This window comes from Desemzia sp. FAM 23990, assembly GCF_045528485.1.
Lineage (GTDB): Bacteria > Bacillota > Bacilli > Lactobacillales > Carnobacteriaceae > Desemzia.
Window position 1 is genome coordinate 24,325 of the sequence record NZ_JBGQQW010000023.1, and the last position, 18,532, is coordinate 42,856.

Annotated in this window: 11 protein-coding genes; 3 read left to right on the forward strand and 8 right to left on the reverse strand. The window is 38.5% G+C overall.

Features of this window, described 5'->3' with window-relative positions:
- Window positions 1-258: 258 nt before the first annotated feature.
- The 3 genes from tyrS (at window position 259) to ACEN4I_RS09785 (ending at window position 3,766) form a co-directional block, all read left to right on the forward strand.
- Entirely contained in the window at window positions 259-1,521 is a 1,263-nt protein-coding gene (tyrS, locus tag ACEN4I_RS09775; protein WP_407097431.1) for a tyrosine--tRNA ligase, read from the forward strand.
- A gap of 150 nt (window positions 1,522-1,671) precedes the next feature.
- Entirely contained in the window at window positions 1,672-2,160 is a 489-nt protein-coding gene (locus ACEN4I_RS09780) for a GNAT family N-acetyltransferase (protein WP_407103040.1), read from the forward strand.
- A 145-nt stretch (window positions 2,161-2,305) separates the two neighbouring features.
- On the forward strand, window positions 2,306-3,766 hold the full coding sequence (locus tag ACEN4I_RS09785) for an amidase (protein ID WP_407103041.1): 1,461 nt from the start codon (window positions 2,306-2,308) through the stop codon (window positions 3,764-3,766).
- Window positions 3,767-3,993: 227 nt separating this feature from the next.
- On the opposite strand, the gene ACEN4I_RS09790 is transcribed toward ACEN4I_RS09785, so the two are convergent.
- The 8 genes from ACEN4I_RS09790 to ACEN4I_RS09825 form a co-directional block, all read right to left on the reverse strand.
- Entirely contained in the window at window positions 3,994-5,352 is a 1,359-nt protein-coding gene (locus ACEN4I_RS09790; protein ID WP_407097434.1) for an exo-alpha-sialidase, read from the reverse strand.
- Window positions 5,353-5,392: 40 nt separating this feature from the next.
- On the reverse strand, window positions 5,393-6,709 hold the full coding sequence (locus ACEN4I_RS09795; RefSeq protein WP_407097435.1) for a Sapep family Mn(2+)-dependent dipeptidase: 1,317 nt from the start codon (window positions 6,707-6,709) through the stop codon (window positions 5,393-5,395).
- A gap of 15 nt (window positions 6,710-6,724) precedes the next feature.
- Complete coding sequence (locus ACEN4I_RS09800; protein WP_407097436.1) at window positions 6,725-7,678, reverse strand: N(4)-(beta-N-acetylglucosaminyl)-L-asparaginase; 954 nt, start codon at window positions 7,676-7,678, stop codon at window positions 6,725-6,727.
- Window positions 7,679-7,794: 116 nt separating this feature from the next.
- A complete protein-coding gene (locus ACEN4I_RS09805; RefSeq protein WP_407103042.1) occupies window positions 7,795-10,833 on the reverse strand; it encodes a glycoside hydrolase family 2 TIM barrel-domain containing protein in 3,039 nt (1,012 codons plus the stop codon).
- Window positions 10,834-10,884: 51 nt separating this feature from the next.
- Window positions 10,885-13,095: a GH92 family glycosyl hydrolase gene (locus tag ACEN4I_RS09810; RefSeq protein ID WP_407097438.1), complete on the reverse strand. Its 2,211-nt coding sequence runs from the start codon at window positions 13,093-13,095 to the stop codon at window positions 10,885-10,887.
- Entirely contained in the window at window positions 13,092-15,806 is a 2,715-nt protein-coding gene (locus ACEN4I_RS09815) for an alpha-mannosidase (RefSeq protein ID WP_407103054.1), read from the reverse strand. Before ACEN4I_RS09815 ends, ACEN4I_RS09810 begins: the two co-directional genes overlap by 4 nt.
- Window positions 15,807-15,829: 23 nt before the next feature.
- Window positions 15,830-17,215 carry a glycoside hydrolase family 1 protein gene (locus tag ACEN4I_RS09820; RefSeq protein WP_407103043.1) on the reverse strand — a complete coding sequence of 462 codons (1,386 nt, stop codon included), beginning with the start codon at window positions 17,213-17,215 and terminating at the stop codon, window positions 15,830-15,832.
- A 6-nt stretch (window positions 17,216-17,221) separates the two neighbouring features.
- Complete coding sequence (locus ACEN4I_RS09825) at window positions 17,222-18,505, reverse strand: glycoside hydrolase family 125 protein (protein ID WP_407103044.1); 1,284 nt, start codon at window positions 18,503-18,505, stop codon at window positions 17,222-17,224.
- Window positions 18,506-18,532 lie beyond the last annotated feature (27 nt).

Sequence of the window (18,532 nt, forward strand, 5' to 3'; positions counted from 1 at the left end):
TTGTCACTGTTTAAAGAAAGCCGATGGGTGCTGGAAATCGGCACAAACAATACGTCGAATTACACTCTGGAGCAACTTGATTAACCTCAAGCGCGATACTGGCGATATTAGTACTGAAGAGAGAGGCAACGAACTCAGTTCAACTGACGTTTGCTTGCAAATTGGGTGGTACCACGGAAAATACATTCGTCCCGATGAAAAGACTTGTTCTTTTCATCGGGTTTTTTTATACAAAAAAATAGAAAAGGGGTAAAAAACATGAATATTATTGATGAATTAGAATGGCGCGGAGCCATCAACCAACAAACGGATGAGGCTGGTTTACGTGAACTAGTTTCAGAGAAGGAAATCGGGGTCTACTGCGGAATCGACCCTACAGGCAGTATGCACATCGGTCATTTGATTCCTTTTATGGTTCTAAGACGTTTTCAATTAGCTGGTCATAAACCCGTTATCTTAATTGGCGGTGCAACAGGCTCTATCGGAGATCCTAGCGGAAAATCCGAAGAACGTGTGCTGCAAACGGCTGAACAAGTGCAAGCCAACGTCGAAAAATTAACAGAGCAAATGGAGAAACTATTTGATGCTGGTAAAGACGAAAAATCGATTCGTTTAGTCAACAACCTAGATTGGACTGGCGAGCTGACTTTATTAGACTTCTTGCGCAATGTCGGAAAAAGTTTCAACGTGAATACGATGTTATCTAAAGATATCGTTGCCAGCCGTTTGGAAACTGGAATCTCATTTACTGAATTTACTTACCAAATCTTGCAATCCATCGATTTCTTGCATTTATACCGCAATGAAGATGTTCAATTACAAGTTGGAGGCGCAGACCAATGGGGAAATATTACTGCTGGTTTGGAATTCATCCGCAAACAAGAAAGCGCTGAAGCTAAAGCATTCGGCTTAACGATTCCACTACTGTTAAAAGCTGACGGTACTAAATTCGGGAAAACAGCCGGCGGAGCAGTTTGGCTGGATGCAGAAAAAACAACGCCTTACGAGTTCTACCAATTCTGGTTAAACCAAGACGACCGTGATGTAGTTCGTTACTTGAAATACTTTACTTTCTTGAGCCAAGAAGAAATCGATGCGTTAGCCGAGAAAGTTGAAGCCGAACCGCACAAACGCGAAGCTCAAAAAACTTTGGCTCGCGAAATGACATTATTTGTTCACGGTGAAGAAGCCTTAGCAGATGCTGAAAAAATCACTGCCGCTTTGTTCTCTGGAGAAGTCAAAGACTTGACCGCTAAACAAATCGAAGAAGGCTTCAAAAACATGCCGACTTTTGAAGCACCAAAAGAAGAACGCAATATCGTGGAATGGTTAGTAGACGTTGTAGGCATCGAGCCGTCTAGACGCCAAGCGCGAGAAGACATCACTAATGGAGCGATCTCGATCAATGGTGAAAAAGAAACGGATGTAGAGGCAGTCATCAAACCAGAAAATTCCTTCGAAGAACGTTTCATCCTAGTCCGTAAAGGCAAGAAAAAATACTTTTTAGTGAAACTCGTTTAGAGAGCGGAGAAAAGCGCTCAGCTTATAGGTGTATAGGATGCTTTTCGCAGCTCGTTTTAAAAGCAAAGAGCGGAGAAAAGCGTTTTGACTCTCGTAGAGTTCGATTTTCACCTTTCTAACCTCATATTTAGTACAAGGAGATGTCACCACATGATTAATATCCAAATCGCTCAACCTTCTGATGCACACACGTTGGCAGTTTTGGCGCGTGAGATCTGGGAAGAACACTACACCGCCATTCTTGGCGAGCAACAAGTGCAATATATGTTGGAAACCATTCAGTCGCAAGCAGCCATTGAAAAAGACCTTCAAGACGGCAAGATTTATTGGCTGGTTCAAGTAGATGGCCAAGATGCTGGATATGTCAGTTATGAACTTCAAGAAAGCCAGCTTTTCTTGAGCAAATTGTATCTTACTGAAGCTGCTCGCGGCCAAGGTGTAGCACGCTTCTTATTTGAAGAACTGAAGAAAATTGCATTTGAAAAAAATAAAGAGTCTGTTGGTCTGACCGTCAATAAATACAACGCACCTACTATAGCGGTGTATAAAAAGTTGGGCTTCAAAAAAGTCTGCGAACAAGTAGCGGATATCGGCAATGGTTTTGCGATGGACGATTACGTTTTGAGTTATACAATCTAAAACAACTTTGTTTATATAGTGGCTATCTATGCTGGAAAAAGGCTAGATGGCCACTTTTTTCAACTCGTTTTTCTAAGCTTGAGTTCTTTTCTCAACGCGGCAATGCTAAACTGAACAAGAAGAATTTTTAGGGAAGAGGGATGTTGTGAGTATTATCAATCGTGAACAAGACGGATTATTTTACGCAGAGCAAGTACGAAATAAAACTGTCACGCCAAAAGAACTGGTAGAACAAGCTTTTCAAATGATTGAAAAAGAAAATCCGCAGTTAAACGCGGTGATTCATACACGAAAGGAACAAGCTTTGAAAGAAGCCGAAGAACGAGATTTTAGCGGCAAGCCTTATGGCGGTGTACCTATTTTGGTCAAGGGGTTAGGTCAAGCTCTAGCTGGTGAACCAAGCACGTCTGGAGCTCATTTGTTTAAAGATTCGGTAGCTGTTCAAACGAGTCACTTTACTCAAGCCTTGATCGATGCTGGTTTTATTGTAATCGGGCAGACCAATGTACCAGAATTCGGTTTTAAGAACATTACCGAACCCGAATTGTACGGACCTTCTCGTAATCCCTGGAATCCAGATTATTCTCCAGGCGGTTCCAGCGGCGGTGCGGCAGCAAGTGTGGCTTCAGGTATGGTGTCTGTGGCGGGTGCCAGTGATGGCGGCGGTTCGATTCGGATTCCCGCTTCTTTTACCGGCTTAGTCGGTCTGAAACCAACTCGCGGTCGCACTCCACTTGGGCCAGGTTCTGGCAGAAATTGGCAAGGTGCTTCGATCAGCTTCGCGTTGACCAAATCCATTCGGGATACAGCGGCCATGATGGATGTGTTGCAAACTGTCCAACCAGCGGCTGCCTTCCAGACACCTTTATTTACAGAAGGCTATTTGAATGCCTTAGAAAAACCGACTCCTAAATTCAACATTGCTTACTCATTAGAATCCCCTATTTTGTCTGAAGTTAGTGAGGAAGCTAAAAAAGCTGTTCTGAAGACGGTCGACTGGTTGAAAGCTCAAGGACACACTGTGGTAGAAAAAACGCCGCCGATTGATGGAGTTGATTTGATGAAGAGTTACTACGTCATGAATTCTGGCGAAACAACTGCAATGATGGAATCCATCGAAATCACTCTACAGCGCAAATTGACCATTGATGATATGGAATTGGTGACGTGGGTATTGTACAACGCTGGAAAAACCATTTCTGCGGCTGCTTACTCTAAAACATTGAATACTTGGGATCGAGCTGCGGAAGTGATGGCAGAATTTAATCAAGAATTTGATTTATTCCTAACTCCCGCAACTGCCGACAGCGCGCCTAAAGTAGGTACGCAATGGCAAGACGAAGACATGCTGAAACGAATGAGAACTATTGCTGAAGTAAGTTCTGAAGAACAACAACAAGTGGTGTGGGACATGTTCGATAAAAGCTTGCCTATTACACCATTTGGCATGCAAGCCAATTTAACCGGACAGCCTTCGATCAGTTTGCCGGTGCTTTTAACTACAGAAGGATTGCCGCTTGGGGTTCAATTCACGGCTCCTAAAGGGAAAGAAGACTGGTTGTTAGCCATTGGACGCGACATGGAAGCAGATGGACAGTTTATCTAGGCAGTATTCTATTGTTTTTATTTTAAGTGTTTTATTATTGTCTGAACACAAATAAAAAACTGTGAAAGTGAAACTTTTCTTTCATAGTTTTTTTGTTTATAGCAGTACTATTTGTTTAGATATGCCACCAAGCATCATTGAAATAAAAAATATTTTTAAAGTCGAGGTTACTTATTATTACAAGAGTCTGATTATTAAAGAGAGTAGATTATGCAAAATAGCTATAATTACCTAGTCAATTTTCCCATGAACCTATTTTTTATCCATTCCAACCCCATTCTTTTGAACACAATCTTAACCATACCTTCTTCATCTTGAGTTTCATACACTATTCCTACATCATTGTTTTTTAATAACGTCATACAAGAATAAGAGAACGCACCTGGTTCAATCATTTTTTTGTACGCCCAAGCTTTTCCGCTATCTTCACTAAGTTGGATAGTTCCTTTTTTTCTTTCCGTTTTACTGTGGGCTCCTAGAAATAGAATAGAAGTCGTTTCTTTTTCAGAATTAGGAATAGTTAAGACACTTGTTTGGCAAACAGGATTGATTAAATCTTCTACAAATTCGAGTTGTCCCCATGTTTCTCCGCCATTTTCACTTACTGCTCTCGCAATCGTTCCATTTCCAAAATGATTTCGAACGTAACACTCAACAGTCCCGTCATCATGTTCAATAACTTGTGATTCTGTTAGTTCGTAAGTCTCTTCTGTTAATGTTTTTGCAGACAAAATCTTTCCATCAACCTCTCTCCCATCATTCGGAGTAGAGCCACGTTTCCAATTGATTCCATGATCATCACTGTAGGCAACTGCATTGGACATTCTCCCGGATTCATTCGAAAAATAGATAGGGAAAACAAGTCTTCCTTTATAAATCCCATTCTTAATTTGAATACCCCTTCCAGGTCCAGTGCCTATAAAACGCATCCAATCTTCTTTTACATGGGGATTCACTTCTATTGGCTTAGACCATGTCTTTCCATCATCTTCACTTTTAACCAACTGCAAAAATGAAGTTGAAGCTTCAACCAATAAATGCTTATTGCTTTCATCAATTTTTTCAAAAATGTGTCCTGTTTTTCGTCCATTAATGAACACACTTCCATCACCATCAACAGTATACCGGCTTAATTCTCTTTTTGTATTTCTGACTTCTCCATTTTCTTCCAACTCATAAGGCTGTTTTTTATTGTCATATAGCTGACGCTGACCAGCTAAATCAAAACCTACACTTGGTTCACTATTCCATAACCCAATGCCTCCAGGAGTATGGCAATACATTAACCAAATTGTCCCGGTTTCTTCATCTTGCAAAAGAGAAGAATCAACCGCTGCAGCACTATCTAATTTTTCATCTGGAAAAGCAACTACTGTCTGAATTGGAGACCAAGTGTTTCCGTTGTCTTCACTTCTTCTAATACAAATATTGATTTTATTTGGATTATCTTGTTGGTTGTATAAACGAGCATCAATTCCAGCTATAACGGTCCCTTTTTGTGTGGTAATGAGTGATGGAATACGATATCCTTTTGAGTCATTCATACCTGAATAAAATAAAGTTTGTTCTTGGATTAAAGAAGTCAATTTATGACGACATCCCTTCTAATCAGTTTTCGTTTTATTTTTATTGAAGCATTTCTTGTAACGTTAATTCATATATTTTGATATTTCGTTTTAAATCATCTATATACATGTACTCGTCACTGTTATGTGCTATTCCAATTTGCCCAGGAAAAGATGGTCCAAAGGCTATAATATTCGGCATAAAACGTGCATAGGTTGCCCCAGTCGTAACGATTGGAGTACCATCTAGACCAGTTACTTCCTCATAAGTACGCTTCATTATTTCTAACATTGGATGAGTACGATCCAATATTTTAGGAGGCATTGAACGGATAACTTCAACTGTTGTGTTCTTAAAATTACTTTCCTTTATTAAAGACAAAACCTGTGCTTCTGTATAATCCACTGAATAGCGAAAAGAAACTTCAACTATCACTTGTTCCTCTTTTATCTCTATCTTATAAGGGGTAATTTGAATAGCCATATCTGATATGTTCAAATCATTCATTGAAGTCAATCCTTCTCCGTAATGCTTATCATGAAAAGTAGTTGAAGCCCAATTAAAGAAAGCCTGCAGTTCGAAGGATAGTGTCGAATGATCTTTTAAATTCTCAACGGCCATTGTAATGGCATTTTCTCCTAATTGCGGCTCATTACTAGGAGCCCGCTTTCCATAAAAGGTTTTTTCAGTTCCATTTCCAAAAATAAATACCGCCTCATCAGGAACTGAACTTGAAATAAAATCTCCACGAATGGCTGTTAATCCATCTAAATCACCTTTTAAAAAGGACGTCTTATAACGAATACCGACAACTCCCTTTTCTGCATAGACAGCAGGAAATTGGCTATCTGGTGTAAATCCGTATACTGGCGGCTGCTCTTTAGCTAAGTAAAAAGGCAAATCTTTCGACCCTGTTTCTTCGTTTGTTCCGAACATAACCCGCAAATTTTTCTTAAACGTTTGCCCTGAATCTTTCAATAACTTAGCAGCAAACAAAACAGCCATCGTTGGTCCTTTATTGTCTAACACACCACGCCCATAAACTATGCCATTTTCAATAGTGGTCTCAAAAGAAGGATACGACCAGCCAGTTCCAGCAGGCACAACATCTACATGTCCAAGAGCTCCTACATAGTCATTTGTCGTGGAATCATTGATCCATTCAGCGTAACCAACAGCGTTATCTATCGAAACGGTTTGAAACCCCCAATCTTCAGCAATGGATAGAGCTTGTTCTAAAGCTTGTTTCGGTCCATTTCCAAACGGAGCTTCAGGAGTTGCATTCCCTTCAACACTTTCTATACGAACCATCTTTTGTAACGCATTTAGATAGTCTTCAATCTGTTCATCAATAGCTCCTGGTATCCATTTTTCCACATTTCGTCTCCTCCTCTATTCAGTCCGATTGTTTACGTTTCCCAAGTAATCCTTCAACCATTCTTCGGTTGTTTTTTCTATTATCACCTGTCCATCTTCTGTCCGATGAGAAATATAAATCGTGGGTTTTTGCGATTCAGTTGCAACAACAAACGTAAATTCTACATTTGTCGCAATACCCCATTCCCCTTTATTGTCCATACAAATGAGCGACATCGCTCCAACTTTCCCATATTTTCTCTTTAATTTCTTTTCAAATTCCTCCAAAGTTCGCTGTGCTGCATCTTTTGGTGGTAATCCCTCTTCCATTTTCCGAACCACTTCGTAACTTAAAATGCCTTTCATTAAATCTTCGCCCAAACCGGTTGCTGCTGCACCGCCGATATCGCTGTCTACATAAAATCCTGAACCCGGCAGAGGAGAATCTCCAACCCTACCTTCTTTTTTCATAAATAGACCGCTACTGGATGTTCCTGCAGCCATATGATGGGCTTTATCTAATACAACCGTCCCAATTGTGTCGTGACCATCATAAGGAGATATTTCTTTAGCTTCAATTTCCTTTTTTTTCTCTTCCCATTTTTCTTTAGACTTTTCTGTCAATAAATCTTCTTGTTCAAAACCCATTTTCACTGCGCATTTTTTTGCTCCTTCAGCAATACGAAATGAATTGAATCGCTCTTTACTTAATTTTCTGGCAACTGAAATGGGATTTTTTATATTCTCCAGCCCAGCAACTGCCCCTATTTCTAACGTAGTTCCATCCATGTATGCTGCATCCAATTGCACTATTCCTTCTTCGTTCGGAAGGCCTCCATAACCGACTGAGATAAAATTGGCAAACTCTTCTACTTCTTTGATGACTCCCTCAAGTACATCTCCTGCACTACTTCCATCAGCTAATTTTTCTGATTGATGAAGAACTCCTTCATAAGCCATCCGCCATGTTGCAATCATTCCATAAGTCATTCGTTTTCCTCCTTAGCAAGTTTCGTATACTACAAAGTATAAAAGCTTTACTTGCTTCAAAATAGTCAGCAAGCAAAGCTTTTCGTGTTTCCTCAAAAAGAATCTTTTTGTTTCCATCACTGGTTGAACTGGCTTTGTTGAAAAATAAAATCAAACTCAAAATCGTCCATTTTTAATGTATATTCCGGCTGTGCATCCGGACCGCAACTCCCAGTCCCAATTCCATTCTGTGCTATATCAAGATATAAAAAGTTGAAAGGAGATTGCACTAATTCTTCTCGGTGCTGAGCTAAATCGATATTTTCTTGAGAACTAGAATGGATACTGTACGAAAATGAATTGGTGCTGGAAATATGCACTTGTTTTCTTTCCTGGGCGTTTAATTTAACCCAATGAGTGTCTAAATGGTTTCCACTCTCTTGCGGATAAATGTAGGGAAAATTTAAATTTTCTACAGAACTTTCAAATAACCCAAATCTTCCTGCTGATTGTGTATCAACATACGTTTCATTTGGCCCTTTTCCAACCCAAGAAATATGTTTGTACTCTGCGCGTATTCCTGATTCTAAGCCAATACGAGCAATCGTATCAGGAAAACGTCCTTCTGGTTTACCCTTTACATGAAAAGACAATGTACCATCTTTCTTCAACTTGTATTCATAAGTGAGATGGATCTTCCACGCTAATTTTCTTGTTCCAACCACTTTTTGTACCGTTACTGTTGTATTTTCAAGGGAATCATCGTAATTAATTGATACTAGACGCTCTTGAGTTTGATGCAGGCCATAATTTCTCCATGTTGCTCCTACTCGATGATCATTATCTGTTAACGGTCGATACAAATTTAGACGTGGCGCAGTTTTAAAGAATTTTTCTCCTTGGACTGTCCAATCCAACAGATTCCCAGTTACTTTGCTGAACAATACCTGAGTACAGTTATTTTGAATGGCAAGAGTGGTTTCAGCCTCACTCTTTACAAATGGACCTGTTTCAGCTGATTCTGGCACTGGAGTTGAAACAGAAATACTTGTCGGCAAGTACAATACATACTCACTCCAGGCCAATTCAAACCCTTTTTCACACCATTTCATATCTTGTTTAGAAGTGTACTGTATTTCTATCCACACGGCCTCGTTTTGTTGATGAGTTGGTATATTATAAGATAGTGTTCGTTTGACTGCCGAATGCGGCTGAATCCCAACAATATCAATAGTACCTTTTTGAATCGCAACTCCTTCTACTTTTAGTACCCACTCTGCAGTTAAGTCATCCACCGTGGTAAAATCTTTGCGATTGGTTATTTCAATTTCAGTACTAGAGAGCCATTTAGTTGTAAGCGGTTCTTGAGCTTTTTTTGCTTCATAATATCCGGGAGACGGTGTTCTGTCCGGTTGCACTAAACCATCAATAACGAAGTTCGCATCATTCGGTTCATCACCAAAATCACCGCCATAATGGTAGACTAATGTCCCTTCTTCATTTTCAGCTAATATACCTTGATCACACCATTCCCAAATGAATCCCCCTTGAAGTCTTGGGAACTTATAGAAGATGTCCCAATAGTCTTGAAGAGCTCCTGGACCATTTCCCATGGCATGGGCATACTCACAAACAATGTGCGGCTTTTTCATTTGTGATTGTACTCCTAATTGTTTTAAAAGCGGCAAGTCTGTATACATTGTAGAATGAACAGCAGAAAGTTTTGGTTCTTCTTCTAATAATTTTCCTCTCCAGTTGATTTTTAACGATTCTCCTTCATGATGGACAAACCGTGTAGGGTCACGTTCTTTTGTAAATTGAACCATTTTTTCATGGTTTTTTCCTGCTCCAGATTCGTTTCCCACAGACCACATAAAGATAGAAGGATGATTTTTATCTCGTTCTACCATTCGTTCCATCCGGGAAACATATTCCTCTTCCCACATTTCTTGATTGGCTAATTCGTCTACCTTGCCATCTATTTCAAAGCCATGTGTTTCGACATCCGTTTCGTCTATAACATAAAACCCGTATTCATCACACAATGCATAGAACGCCGGCGTATTTGGATAATGACTCGTTCGAATAGCGTTAAAGTTCCCTTGCTTTAATAGTTTGAGGTCTAAAATGATATCCTCATAATCAATTGCTCGTCCTTTTGTTTGATGAAACTCGTGTCGATTAACCCCTTTTAATTTGATGGGAACTTGATTTATATGTAACAACCCTCCTTTTATTTCTAATTTTCGGAATCCAGATTTTTGGATAACTGTCTCCAAAACTTGATTATGGATATCTCGTAGTTCAATTTGGACTTCATACAGATGAGGTGTCTCAGCTGACCACAGTTGAATGTCTTTTACAGGAACAGACCATTTCCAATATTGATTATCTACTTGAACAGCTTCTTCCTCTCTATAAAGTACCTTCCCCAAAGGATCGACTAAAGAATGTACGACCGTTATCCCTTCTGTATCTCCAATGAGTTCAGACTCTACCACTAATTGAGCAGAAGAAAGTGCCTCATTCACTTCTGAATGAACAAATGTATCTTGAAGATACGTTTGTGGGCGAGCAATTAAAGTTACATCTCGGTATATTCCCGATAACCACCACATATCCTGATCTTCCAAATAGGTTCCTTCAGACCATTTCGTTACTTGAACGGCAATTCGATTTTTCTCACCCTTTACATATGAAGTAATATCAAATTCAGCCGGTAACCGGCTTCCTTGACTCATACCTACTTCTTCCCCGTTTACCCAAACTTTTAGTGAGCTGTCCACTCCTTCAAAACGCAATAAAACTTTTTTTTCATCCCACCCAACGGGCAAATAAAAATCTCTTGCGTAATTCCCGGTGGGATTCTCATCTGGTACGTATGGAGGATCCAATGGTATAGGATATTGAACGTTTGTATAATGCGGCTTCCCATATCCTTCCAATTGCCAATGGCTAGGAACCGAGATATCTTTCCATTTAGAAACATCATACGTTTTTGCAGCGAAAGCCGTTCCAGCCTCTAAAGGATTAGACCAGTAAGAAAAAGACCACGCTCCATTCAAACTCATCGTTCGATCAGATTCGTTCCATTGTTTTCTGTGCTGATAAGCTTTTAGTGACCCATATGGAATAAAATCCGCTCGAGCAGATTCACGATTTAAACTTGTTTGCATCATGCCCCTCCTTGTGAATAAATCTACAGTCCATATTTAATAATGTCTGTACTAGCTATCTTCATTCTTTAATGAATAAGGCAGCTCATGAGGAAGATAGTCATTTTCTGAGGGTAATAAGCCTAGTTTGACTTCCAGTTTTCCGCCTTTAAGAATGGTTTCATGATTTAGATAAAGACTTTCCATTGTTTCTGAATTTAGCTTCGTCCGCTGTACAAAATTGTTTTGCGGATATTGATTAGGTACAACTGTAGTAAACGTTTTTCCATTCGGCAAATGAACCACGCTTTTATCAAATTGTGGTATTCCCAATACATATTGAGGAACACCAGGAGTCACAGGATAGAACCCCAACATACTAAAAATGACCCAACCTGACATGCTGCCATTATCTTCATCTCCTGGATAACCATCAAAATGGGTTGAAAAAGCGTGCTCACAGAGTTGTTTGACTAACAACTGTGTATAAGCCGGTTTTCCAATATAAGCAAACAAGTAAGGTATATGGAAACTGGGTTGATTCGAAATCGCAATTTGCCCAAATTCGGCAGTTGCCAGTTCGCTCATTTCATGTATTTCCATTCCATAGTTTCCAATTTCAAAGGTAGGATCACTATTTGTCAGACGAACAAGATGTTCTAAGAACGCTTCTTTGCCTCCAAATACATCTATGTAGTCTTGGAAATTATGAAACACAGCTAAACTATTTTGCCAAGCACTTCCCTCCGTATAATCATATCCCCAATCTTCAGGCACGAAGGATTCTTTATACTCTCCTTCTGCATCTTTTCCTCGCATAAAACCGGAATTTTCATCAAATAAATGATGGTAATTTAAAGCCGCTTTTTCGTACTGACCTGCTATTTCCTCTTCTCCAAGGATTTTGGCTACTTGTCGGATACAGAAATCACTATAGGCATTGTCTTGAGTTTGATTAACGCTTTCAATTTTATTATTTGTCACATAACCATAAGCCAGTGTGTCTTGTACCCCACTTCTCCCAAACTTTTCTTCTGTAGGCGGAATTGTGGCTTCTTTCACCATAGCATCTAAAAGGAATCGCATTTCTTCTTCATTTAATAACCCTTTCACACCAGCATCTGCAATCACTGCGTTCACAAGTGTTCCAGGCATTAAGCCACGTTCATCTGGGCTGATCCATTTAGGCAAATGACCAGATTCTTCATAAAAGTGCCGGATGCCTTCTAAGATTTCTTTGTATTTTTCTGGAATAATTAACGAATACAGCGGATAGACTGTTTTATAAGTATCCCAGAAACCATTATTCGTAAAGAATTTACCTTTTTTAATAGAGTTGCTGTATACGTCAAAATGAATCGGCTGATTTTCATCATCCAATTCGTAAAAGGTTTGCGGGAATAAGAACATTCGGTACAAATAAAAGTTAAAATCCTGAACCTTTTGCGTGTCTCGATCGCTTACTTCGATCTTACTTAAATAATACTCCCACTCATCTGCAGCCTTTTCTTTTATCTCTTCAAATGATTCGGTCAAACTTTCTCTTTCTAAGTTTAGTAAAGCTTGTTGTTCACTGATAAAGGAAGTGCCCAAAGAAATTTCCGCTTCTTCCAAATGATTACCTAGACTGATAAATAAACAACTTGTAATGGTGTCCTCAAGCTCAAGCGTTTTTGTCCAGCCTTCTTTTTCATCAAATGTTAAGTAAGAAACTTTATCCTCTTCAGCGGTGCCAAAATCCAACACAAAATAAAAGTACAACAAAGACTTATCGCTATCTACTTTTTGAGGTAATCTCCCAATGAGTCGATTACTTTCTCTATCTACTGTGTAGTCAATGGTTTCATTAGTATGTAAAAGAAGGCCTAGTTCCTTTTCGCTTTGATTAGTCAGCTTTAATTTTGCTCCGTAAGTTGTTGGAGCCAACTCTACTCCTAAACGATAACGCAACAGATCTGCTTTAAAATAGTGTGGTTGAAAAAAAGCTCTGTCAATTTTGTATGAACTTTGATTCAATTCAACGTGAGTTCCTGTCGGCATTCCTGTAACTGGAGTCATTAAAAATGAACTAAAATCTCCCATCCAAGGACTCGGCTGATGTGTCAGCCGAATACCTTGGAAAAGGGGATAAGTAGGATCGAACATCCAATTCGATCCCATTTGGTTTTGTAAGACGAAGTAATTCATTCCAAAAGGAACGCCTGTATAAGGGAGAGTGTTCCCATTTGAAAATCCTGGTTTATTTAACGAACCATGTCGCGTATCTACCGTAGTTACTTTCATACTTCGCTTTCCTCCATTTTTTTCCAAATATGTGTTTTAATTTCAAACGGTTTTACTTCTTGGGTATTCCCATTGTATGGTACTTCTTCCTCTAAAATAGTTGCTTCAACAGGTTTATATGAACCCATTTCTAATTTATAAGGGCTCTTTTTACTTGTAAAATTGTAAAAACGAGTCACTGGGTTGTTTGTACCTGCGTTCCGTTTTAAAGCCGTTACTGCAATGTTTTCTCCATCAACTGAGAGAAATTGATCTGTTGATTTCAGTGTTCCATCATGCAAGTCAGTTTGATAGGTCAATAATGGAACTGAACTATAAATAGCTTCTTTGTAGTTTTTTTCTACGTCATCTTTTCCATGGAAGCTTAAATAATAGTCAAATGTATAAGTTCCTTGGCATTGTGCTTCTGGCGTTGGGAAGTAACCCCAATCTCCCATTTCTCCTACTGCGCGGAACAACGTTAAGCCAATCGTTTGTTGGTCGTTCTCTGAAATCACTTCATACTCTGGTATCCCTTGAGGTGCCAATACCATTCCATGAGAGTCTGTACGAACATTAATAAAACGATGCGTTCTTTGTGGATTCGTCGGATTTGTCCATGCTGCACTAACCTTATTTTCCCTTTTAACCGTTTCAAAAATACTGTCTGCATAATGGACATCTGTTTGAATACCTGTTGGGAACAACACTCGTAGTCGATGGTCTTTCATTTCATTGTGAAGAGTGGATGAAAATGAAAGGTGACGACTATTTTTAACGAGAGAAACAGTTGTTTCAATACGTAATGGCTTCGTTTCTTTCACACGTTGAGCTTTACGGTTTCTAAATTCGACGACTGCTTGCTGTTCTATTTCCAATTGTTCATCTGCGCTAACTGGAACGTCCATTTCGTGTACCAAAGTTAATTCTTTAAAGAATGTAGTCTCTTTTGATACCTGAGCACTTACTAATTTGTTCAGTGAATAAATTGGTTTTTCGTTATTCGGTTGTTTAAATACATATTCATTTCCAATATCTCCAACATCTTCAAAGACCAATAAATTAGAATAAGTTCTATTTTGTTTTAAATCAGTCACGCTAATCGTTCCATCACTGTTTACTTCTAAAGACACCCAGTCATTTTTAAGGGTTACGTCTGTTTTATCCCTCTCTTGGTTTTCTTCAAGAATAACTCTCTCTCCGACTGGAACTAGATAATACGTATCCCAAGAATACGAGGCCATTTGCTTAACAGGAAGTTGAACCGTTATATTTCTTGAAATATAAGGACGCCTAAAAGCATCTTTTGGCAATTCGTATCCAAAGCGTGGCCCTTCATTTATAATTTCGGCTTCCACTTCTTCCCCTGAGGCATTCACTATTTTGTATTTAGGAGCATCTGCTTCTCTGATTTCTTCGTAACTTGCTGTTGGAAATTGTTCAGAAAAGTAAATTTTTTCTGTATCCAAGCTGATTGAAGAAACTCCATTTTTTTCTGAACCGGCTGTATTAAACACTACAAATGGTACTGCTTTTTCCATTCCATCTTGTGCAGTTTTGATATGGTTCGTCAATTTATCCATAGACTCATCTTTAACATATTCTCCAACATTTCTTGCATTTTGGAAACGAGTCATCATTCCAGCATGAACCTCATCTACGCTACAGCCACATATACTGTCATGCGGGTGGTTTTGCATGTAAATTTTCCAAGCATAATCCAGTTGGTCATGAGGATATTCCCCAGTTACTTCATACGCCATCGTTGCTAATGGTTCTGCAATTTGTTCTAATAACACAGAAACTTGGTGATTCGCTTGTTTCAAGTATGTCCGAGCAGAAGCTGTATTCGTTAAGGTATACCATCCTTCTGTCTCTTGAGAAGTCAATTCGCCTTTAACAGTATCCAAATCTTCAGGAAGTTCTGACATCATTTGACCCATATATTCCTCAAAATTGGAATGAACAAAATTGTAGTTTGGATATAATTCATTCGCAACTTCTATTGCTTTTGATAAATCTCTTTGAACAGGTTGGTGATCACAGCCGTTCATGAACAATAATTGATCCATTGACGCATAAGCCTCGGCATCTTTTAATTTTTGATCCCAAAATATTTTAGCTTCTTTTTCAGTTGCCGGAACTTCATTCCCATTGCTGTACCAATTAGCAAATAGAAGCCCAATGATTTCTGATTGGTCTGCCCCTATCCATTTCATTTCAGAATAAGAAGAAACAAAATTATCATCTTCAGTAGACTTATTCGAAAATCCAGTTGGTTTCACTCCTCTTCCATATGCTGCGATGTCAAATCCCAACTGTTTCATTAACTGAGGAGTCTGCCCAACATTTCCAAAAGTGTCAGGATAATATCCAATGTCTACTTTTGACCCCCATTTTTCACTTTCGCGGTGACCAATTAACATGTTTCGAACATTTGATTCACTACTCGTCAAAAATGCATCTTGAAGAATGTAAAAGGGTCCAATTTTTAGATTCCCATTTTGAATATATTTTTCTAGTAAAGTTTTTTTTTCAGGACGAACTTCTAAATAATCATCTAAAATAATCGTTTGTCCGTCTAAATAAAAACTCTTAAATCCAGGATCAGTTTCAAACAACTCCAATACATCATCAATCAATTCAATTAATAACATATGGTGTTTTTCATATGGTAAGTACCATTCCCTGTCCCAGTGACTATGTGAAATAATATGAACGGTTTTCATAATCTAGCTCCTTCAATACAAAAATATTAACGATCTAATTCGTTCTTTTGAATGATTTCACTCATCCAAAACGAACTCTTTTTAGGAATTCGTTTGCCGGTTTCTAAATCATAGCGATAATAACCATAACGATTCTTATATGCATTCAACCAAGACCAACAATCCACAAATGTCCATACATGATATCCAAAACAATTTGCTCCTTCATCAATAGCTTGCAATGCTTGGTTTAAATGATCTCGAATAAATTCAATTCGGTAATCATCTTGGACAATTCCTTCTTCATCCATAAATTGTTCTTCATCCGAAACACCCATTCCGTTTTCTGAAATATACCAAGGAATGTTTTCATACTCATCTTTAAGCATTATGGCTATATCATAAATTCCTTCAGGATAAATTTCCCATCCTCGATATAAATTCATTCTTTTTTCTGGCCAATCATAGCCGCGTGAAAATTCGCCTGGACTTTTTGCAGGCTGGCGAACTCTTTCTTTGTCTATGGCTTGCACACGTATTGGTTGATAGTAATTAACTCCTAAATAGTCTACTACCCCTGAAGCTAATAATTCTGCATCTCCATTTTCAATAGATGGCAATAAATCATTCTCTCTAAGCAGCGTCACCAATCTTTCAGGATATTTCCCAAAAACAGCTGGATTTAAAAAACTCTTTATATGAAGTACTTCAGAGTTTTTCTTTGCTTCTTGGTCTTCTTTACTTTCTGAGCGTGCATAGACTGGCGATAAATTTAAGATGATTCCGATTCTTCCATTCCGTTGTTTTTCTTTGAATACTTTCACTGCTGCAGCATGTGCTAGCATCGTATGATAAGCAACTTGAATAGCTCGTTTAAAATTATTCACTTGTGGCCAGTGATCATTTCCTAAATAACCACACTGCACATGAACAATTGGCTCATTAAAGGTCATCCAATCATGGACTATATCTCCAAATTGTTCAAATGCTGTATCTGCATAATAAGCAAAATGTTCAATGGACTCTCTGCTTTCCCAGCCACCTTTTTCCATCAACCACCATGGCATATCAAAGTGGAACAAGTTTACTATAGGTTCTACCCCTTGTTCTTTTAACTTTGAAAAGTAATCGCGATAATAACGAATAGCTTTTTCGTTTACCGTTTTGCCATCTGGTAACAAACGATTCCAAGAAATAGATGTTCTAAAGGAATTTAAATTCATTTCTGCCATTAATTTGGCATCCTCCGCATAGCTTTCATACGTTAGTGAAGTATCTTTTGGACCTACCCCGTTATAAAAACGCTCTGGTTCTTTTTCATACCATACATCCCACGTACTAGGTGTTTTACCATCTTCATATTGTGCGCCTTCTGATTGAGGAGCGGATGTTGCTGCTCCCCAAAGAAAATTTTTCGGAAATTTTTTTCCCATAATTATTTACCTCTCAATCGTATATCCAAAGTAATCCAACATTAATTCACAAAAGAGCATATTTGGCCATGAGAACCATTCTCTAGTATATTGTGTACTGTCGTTTTTATGAAATCCTTCATGCATAGCTTTCTTGCCGCCATCTGTCTTTACCAGCGTATCAAGAAGACGTTTCTTATCTTCTTTATTGTCACTAGTCAAACCTTCCATAGCTAAAGATAAGTGCCAAATATAGTCTTCAGGTGTATGCGAACTTCCAATTCCTGATGCTTCTGATCCGCTATAATAATAAGGATTTTCTGAACTGAGAATTGTTTCACGAGTATTCACATAAACTGGATCATCAGCAGAACAAAAACCTAGGTACGGTGCTGAAAGAAGGTTTGGTATATTTGCGTCATCCATAATAGACGCGTTTCCCAATCCATCCACTTCATAGGCATATATTTTTTTGCCTTGATTATTTTCAACAATTGCATGTTTCGAGATTCCTGCTTTAATTTCTTCTCTTAATTTTTTCACACGTTCTTTTTTTGCTTCATCCGGTAAAACATCCGTAAAAATTTCTTCCAAGTAGCGCAACACAACAACAGCAAACATATTCGACGGCACAAGATAATGGTATTCACATGTGTCATCACTCGGACGGAAGCCAGACCACGTCATGCCGGTATAAGCCACTTCTGAACCTTTTCCTTCATTCACTAATGTGTCTTCTTTACGCCAGGTATCTCGTTCAAATAGGTAAGGAGAATTTTCGTGTCGTTGTTCTGTTTCCCAAACAGTCAAAATGTCTTCTACCGCTTTCAAGAACGTGTCGTTAAAATGAGAGGTATCTTTTGTTTGTTTATAGTACAAATAGCTTAATTGGATAGGGTAGCATAACGAATCAACTTCATATTTCCTTTCCCATACAATAGAGTTCATTTCTGTGTAATCCGTTTGATGTCCTGCTTTATTTTCTTCCTCGTTAAATGCATTTGCGTACGGATCGATATGAATCAATTTAAAATGTCTTTCAATCAATCCTTTAATGATAGACTTAATTTCTTCACTTTCATTTGCAAGAAATAAATAAGGGCGGATTTGTGCCGTCGAGTCTCTTAACCACATTGCTGGAATGTCTCCAGTTAATACAAAAGTAGTGTCATCTTCTAAAATTTTCACTGTATTTTGTAATGTATCTAAAAAACTACCATTAAAAATTTCCAACCATTCAGGATGTTCTTTCCCTAATGAATTAATACGAGTCATAAACGTTTGAATAGATTTAGGAAGAGTTTTTTCCATTATTAGTTACCTCCAATAAATTAGTCC

What these genes read in the sequence shown, in the direction of transcription:
- tyrS (WP_407097431.1), top strand. Translation starts at nt 259, where the DNA reads ATGAATATTATTGATGAATTAGAATGGCGCGGAGCCATCAACCAACAA.
- ACEN4I_RS09780 (WP_407103040.1), top strand. Translation starts at nt 1,672, where the DNA reads ATGATTAATATCCAAATCGCTCAACCTTCTGATGCACACACGTTGGCA.
- ACEN4I_RS09800 (WP_407097436.1), bottom strand. Translation starts at nt 7,678, where the DNA reads ATGACTTATGGAATGATTGCAACATGGCGGATGGCTTATGAAGGAGTT.
- ACEN4I_RS09805 (WP_407103042.1), bottom strand. Translation starts at nt 10,833, where the DNA reads ATGCAAACAAGTTTAAATCGTGAATCTGCTCGAGCGGATTTTATTCCA.
- ACEN4I_RS09810 (WP_407097438.1), bottom strand. Translation starts at nt 13,095, where the DNA reads ATGAAAGTAACTACGGTAGATACGCGACATGGTTCGTTAAATAAACCA.
- ACEN4I_RS09820 (WP_407103043.1), bottom strand. Translation starts at nt 17,215, where the DNA reads ATGGGAAAAAAATTTCCGAAAAATTTTCTTTGGGGAGCAGCAACATCC.
- ACEN4I_RS09825 (WP_407103044.1), bottom strand. Translation starts at nt 18,505, where the DNA reads ATGGAAAAAACTCTTCCTAAATCTATTCAAACGTTTATGACTCGTATT.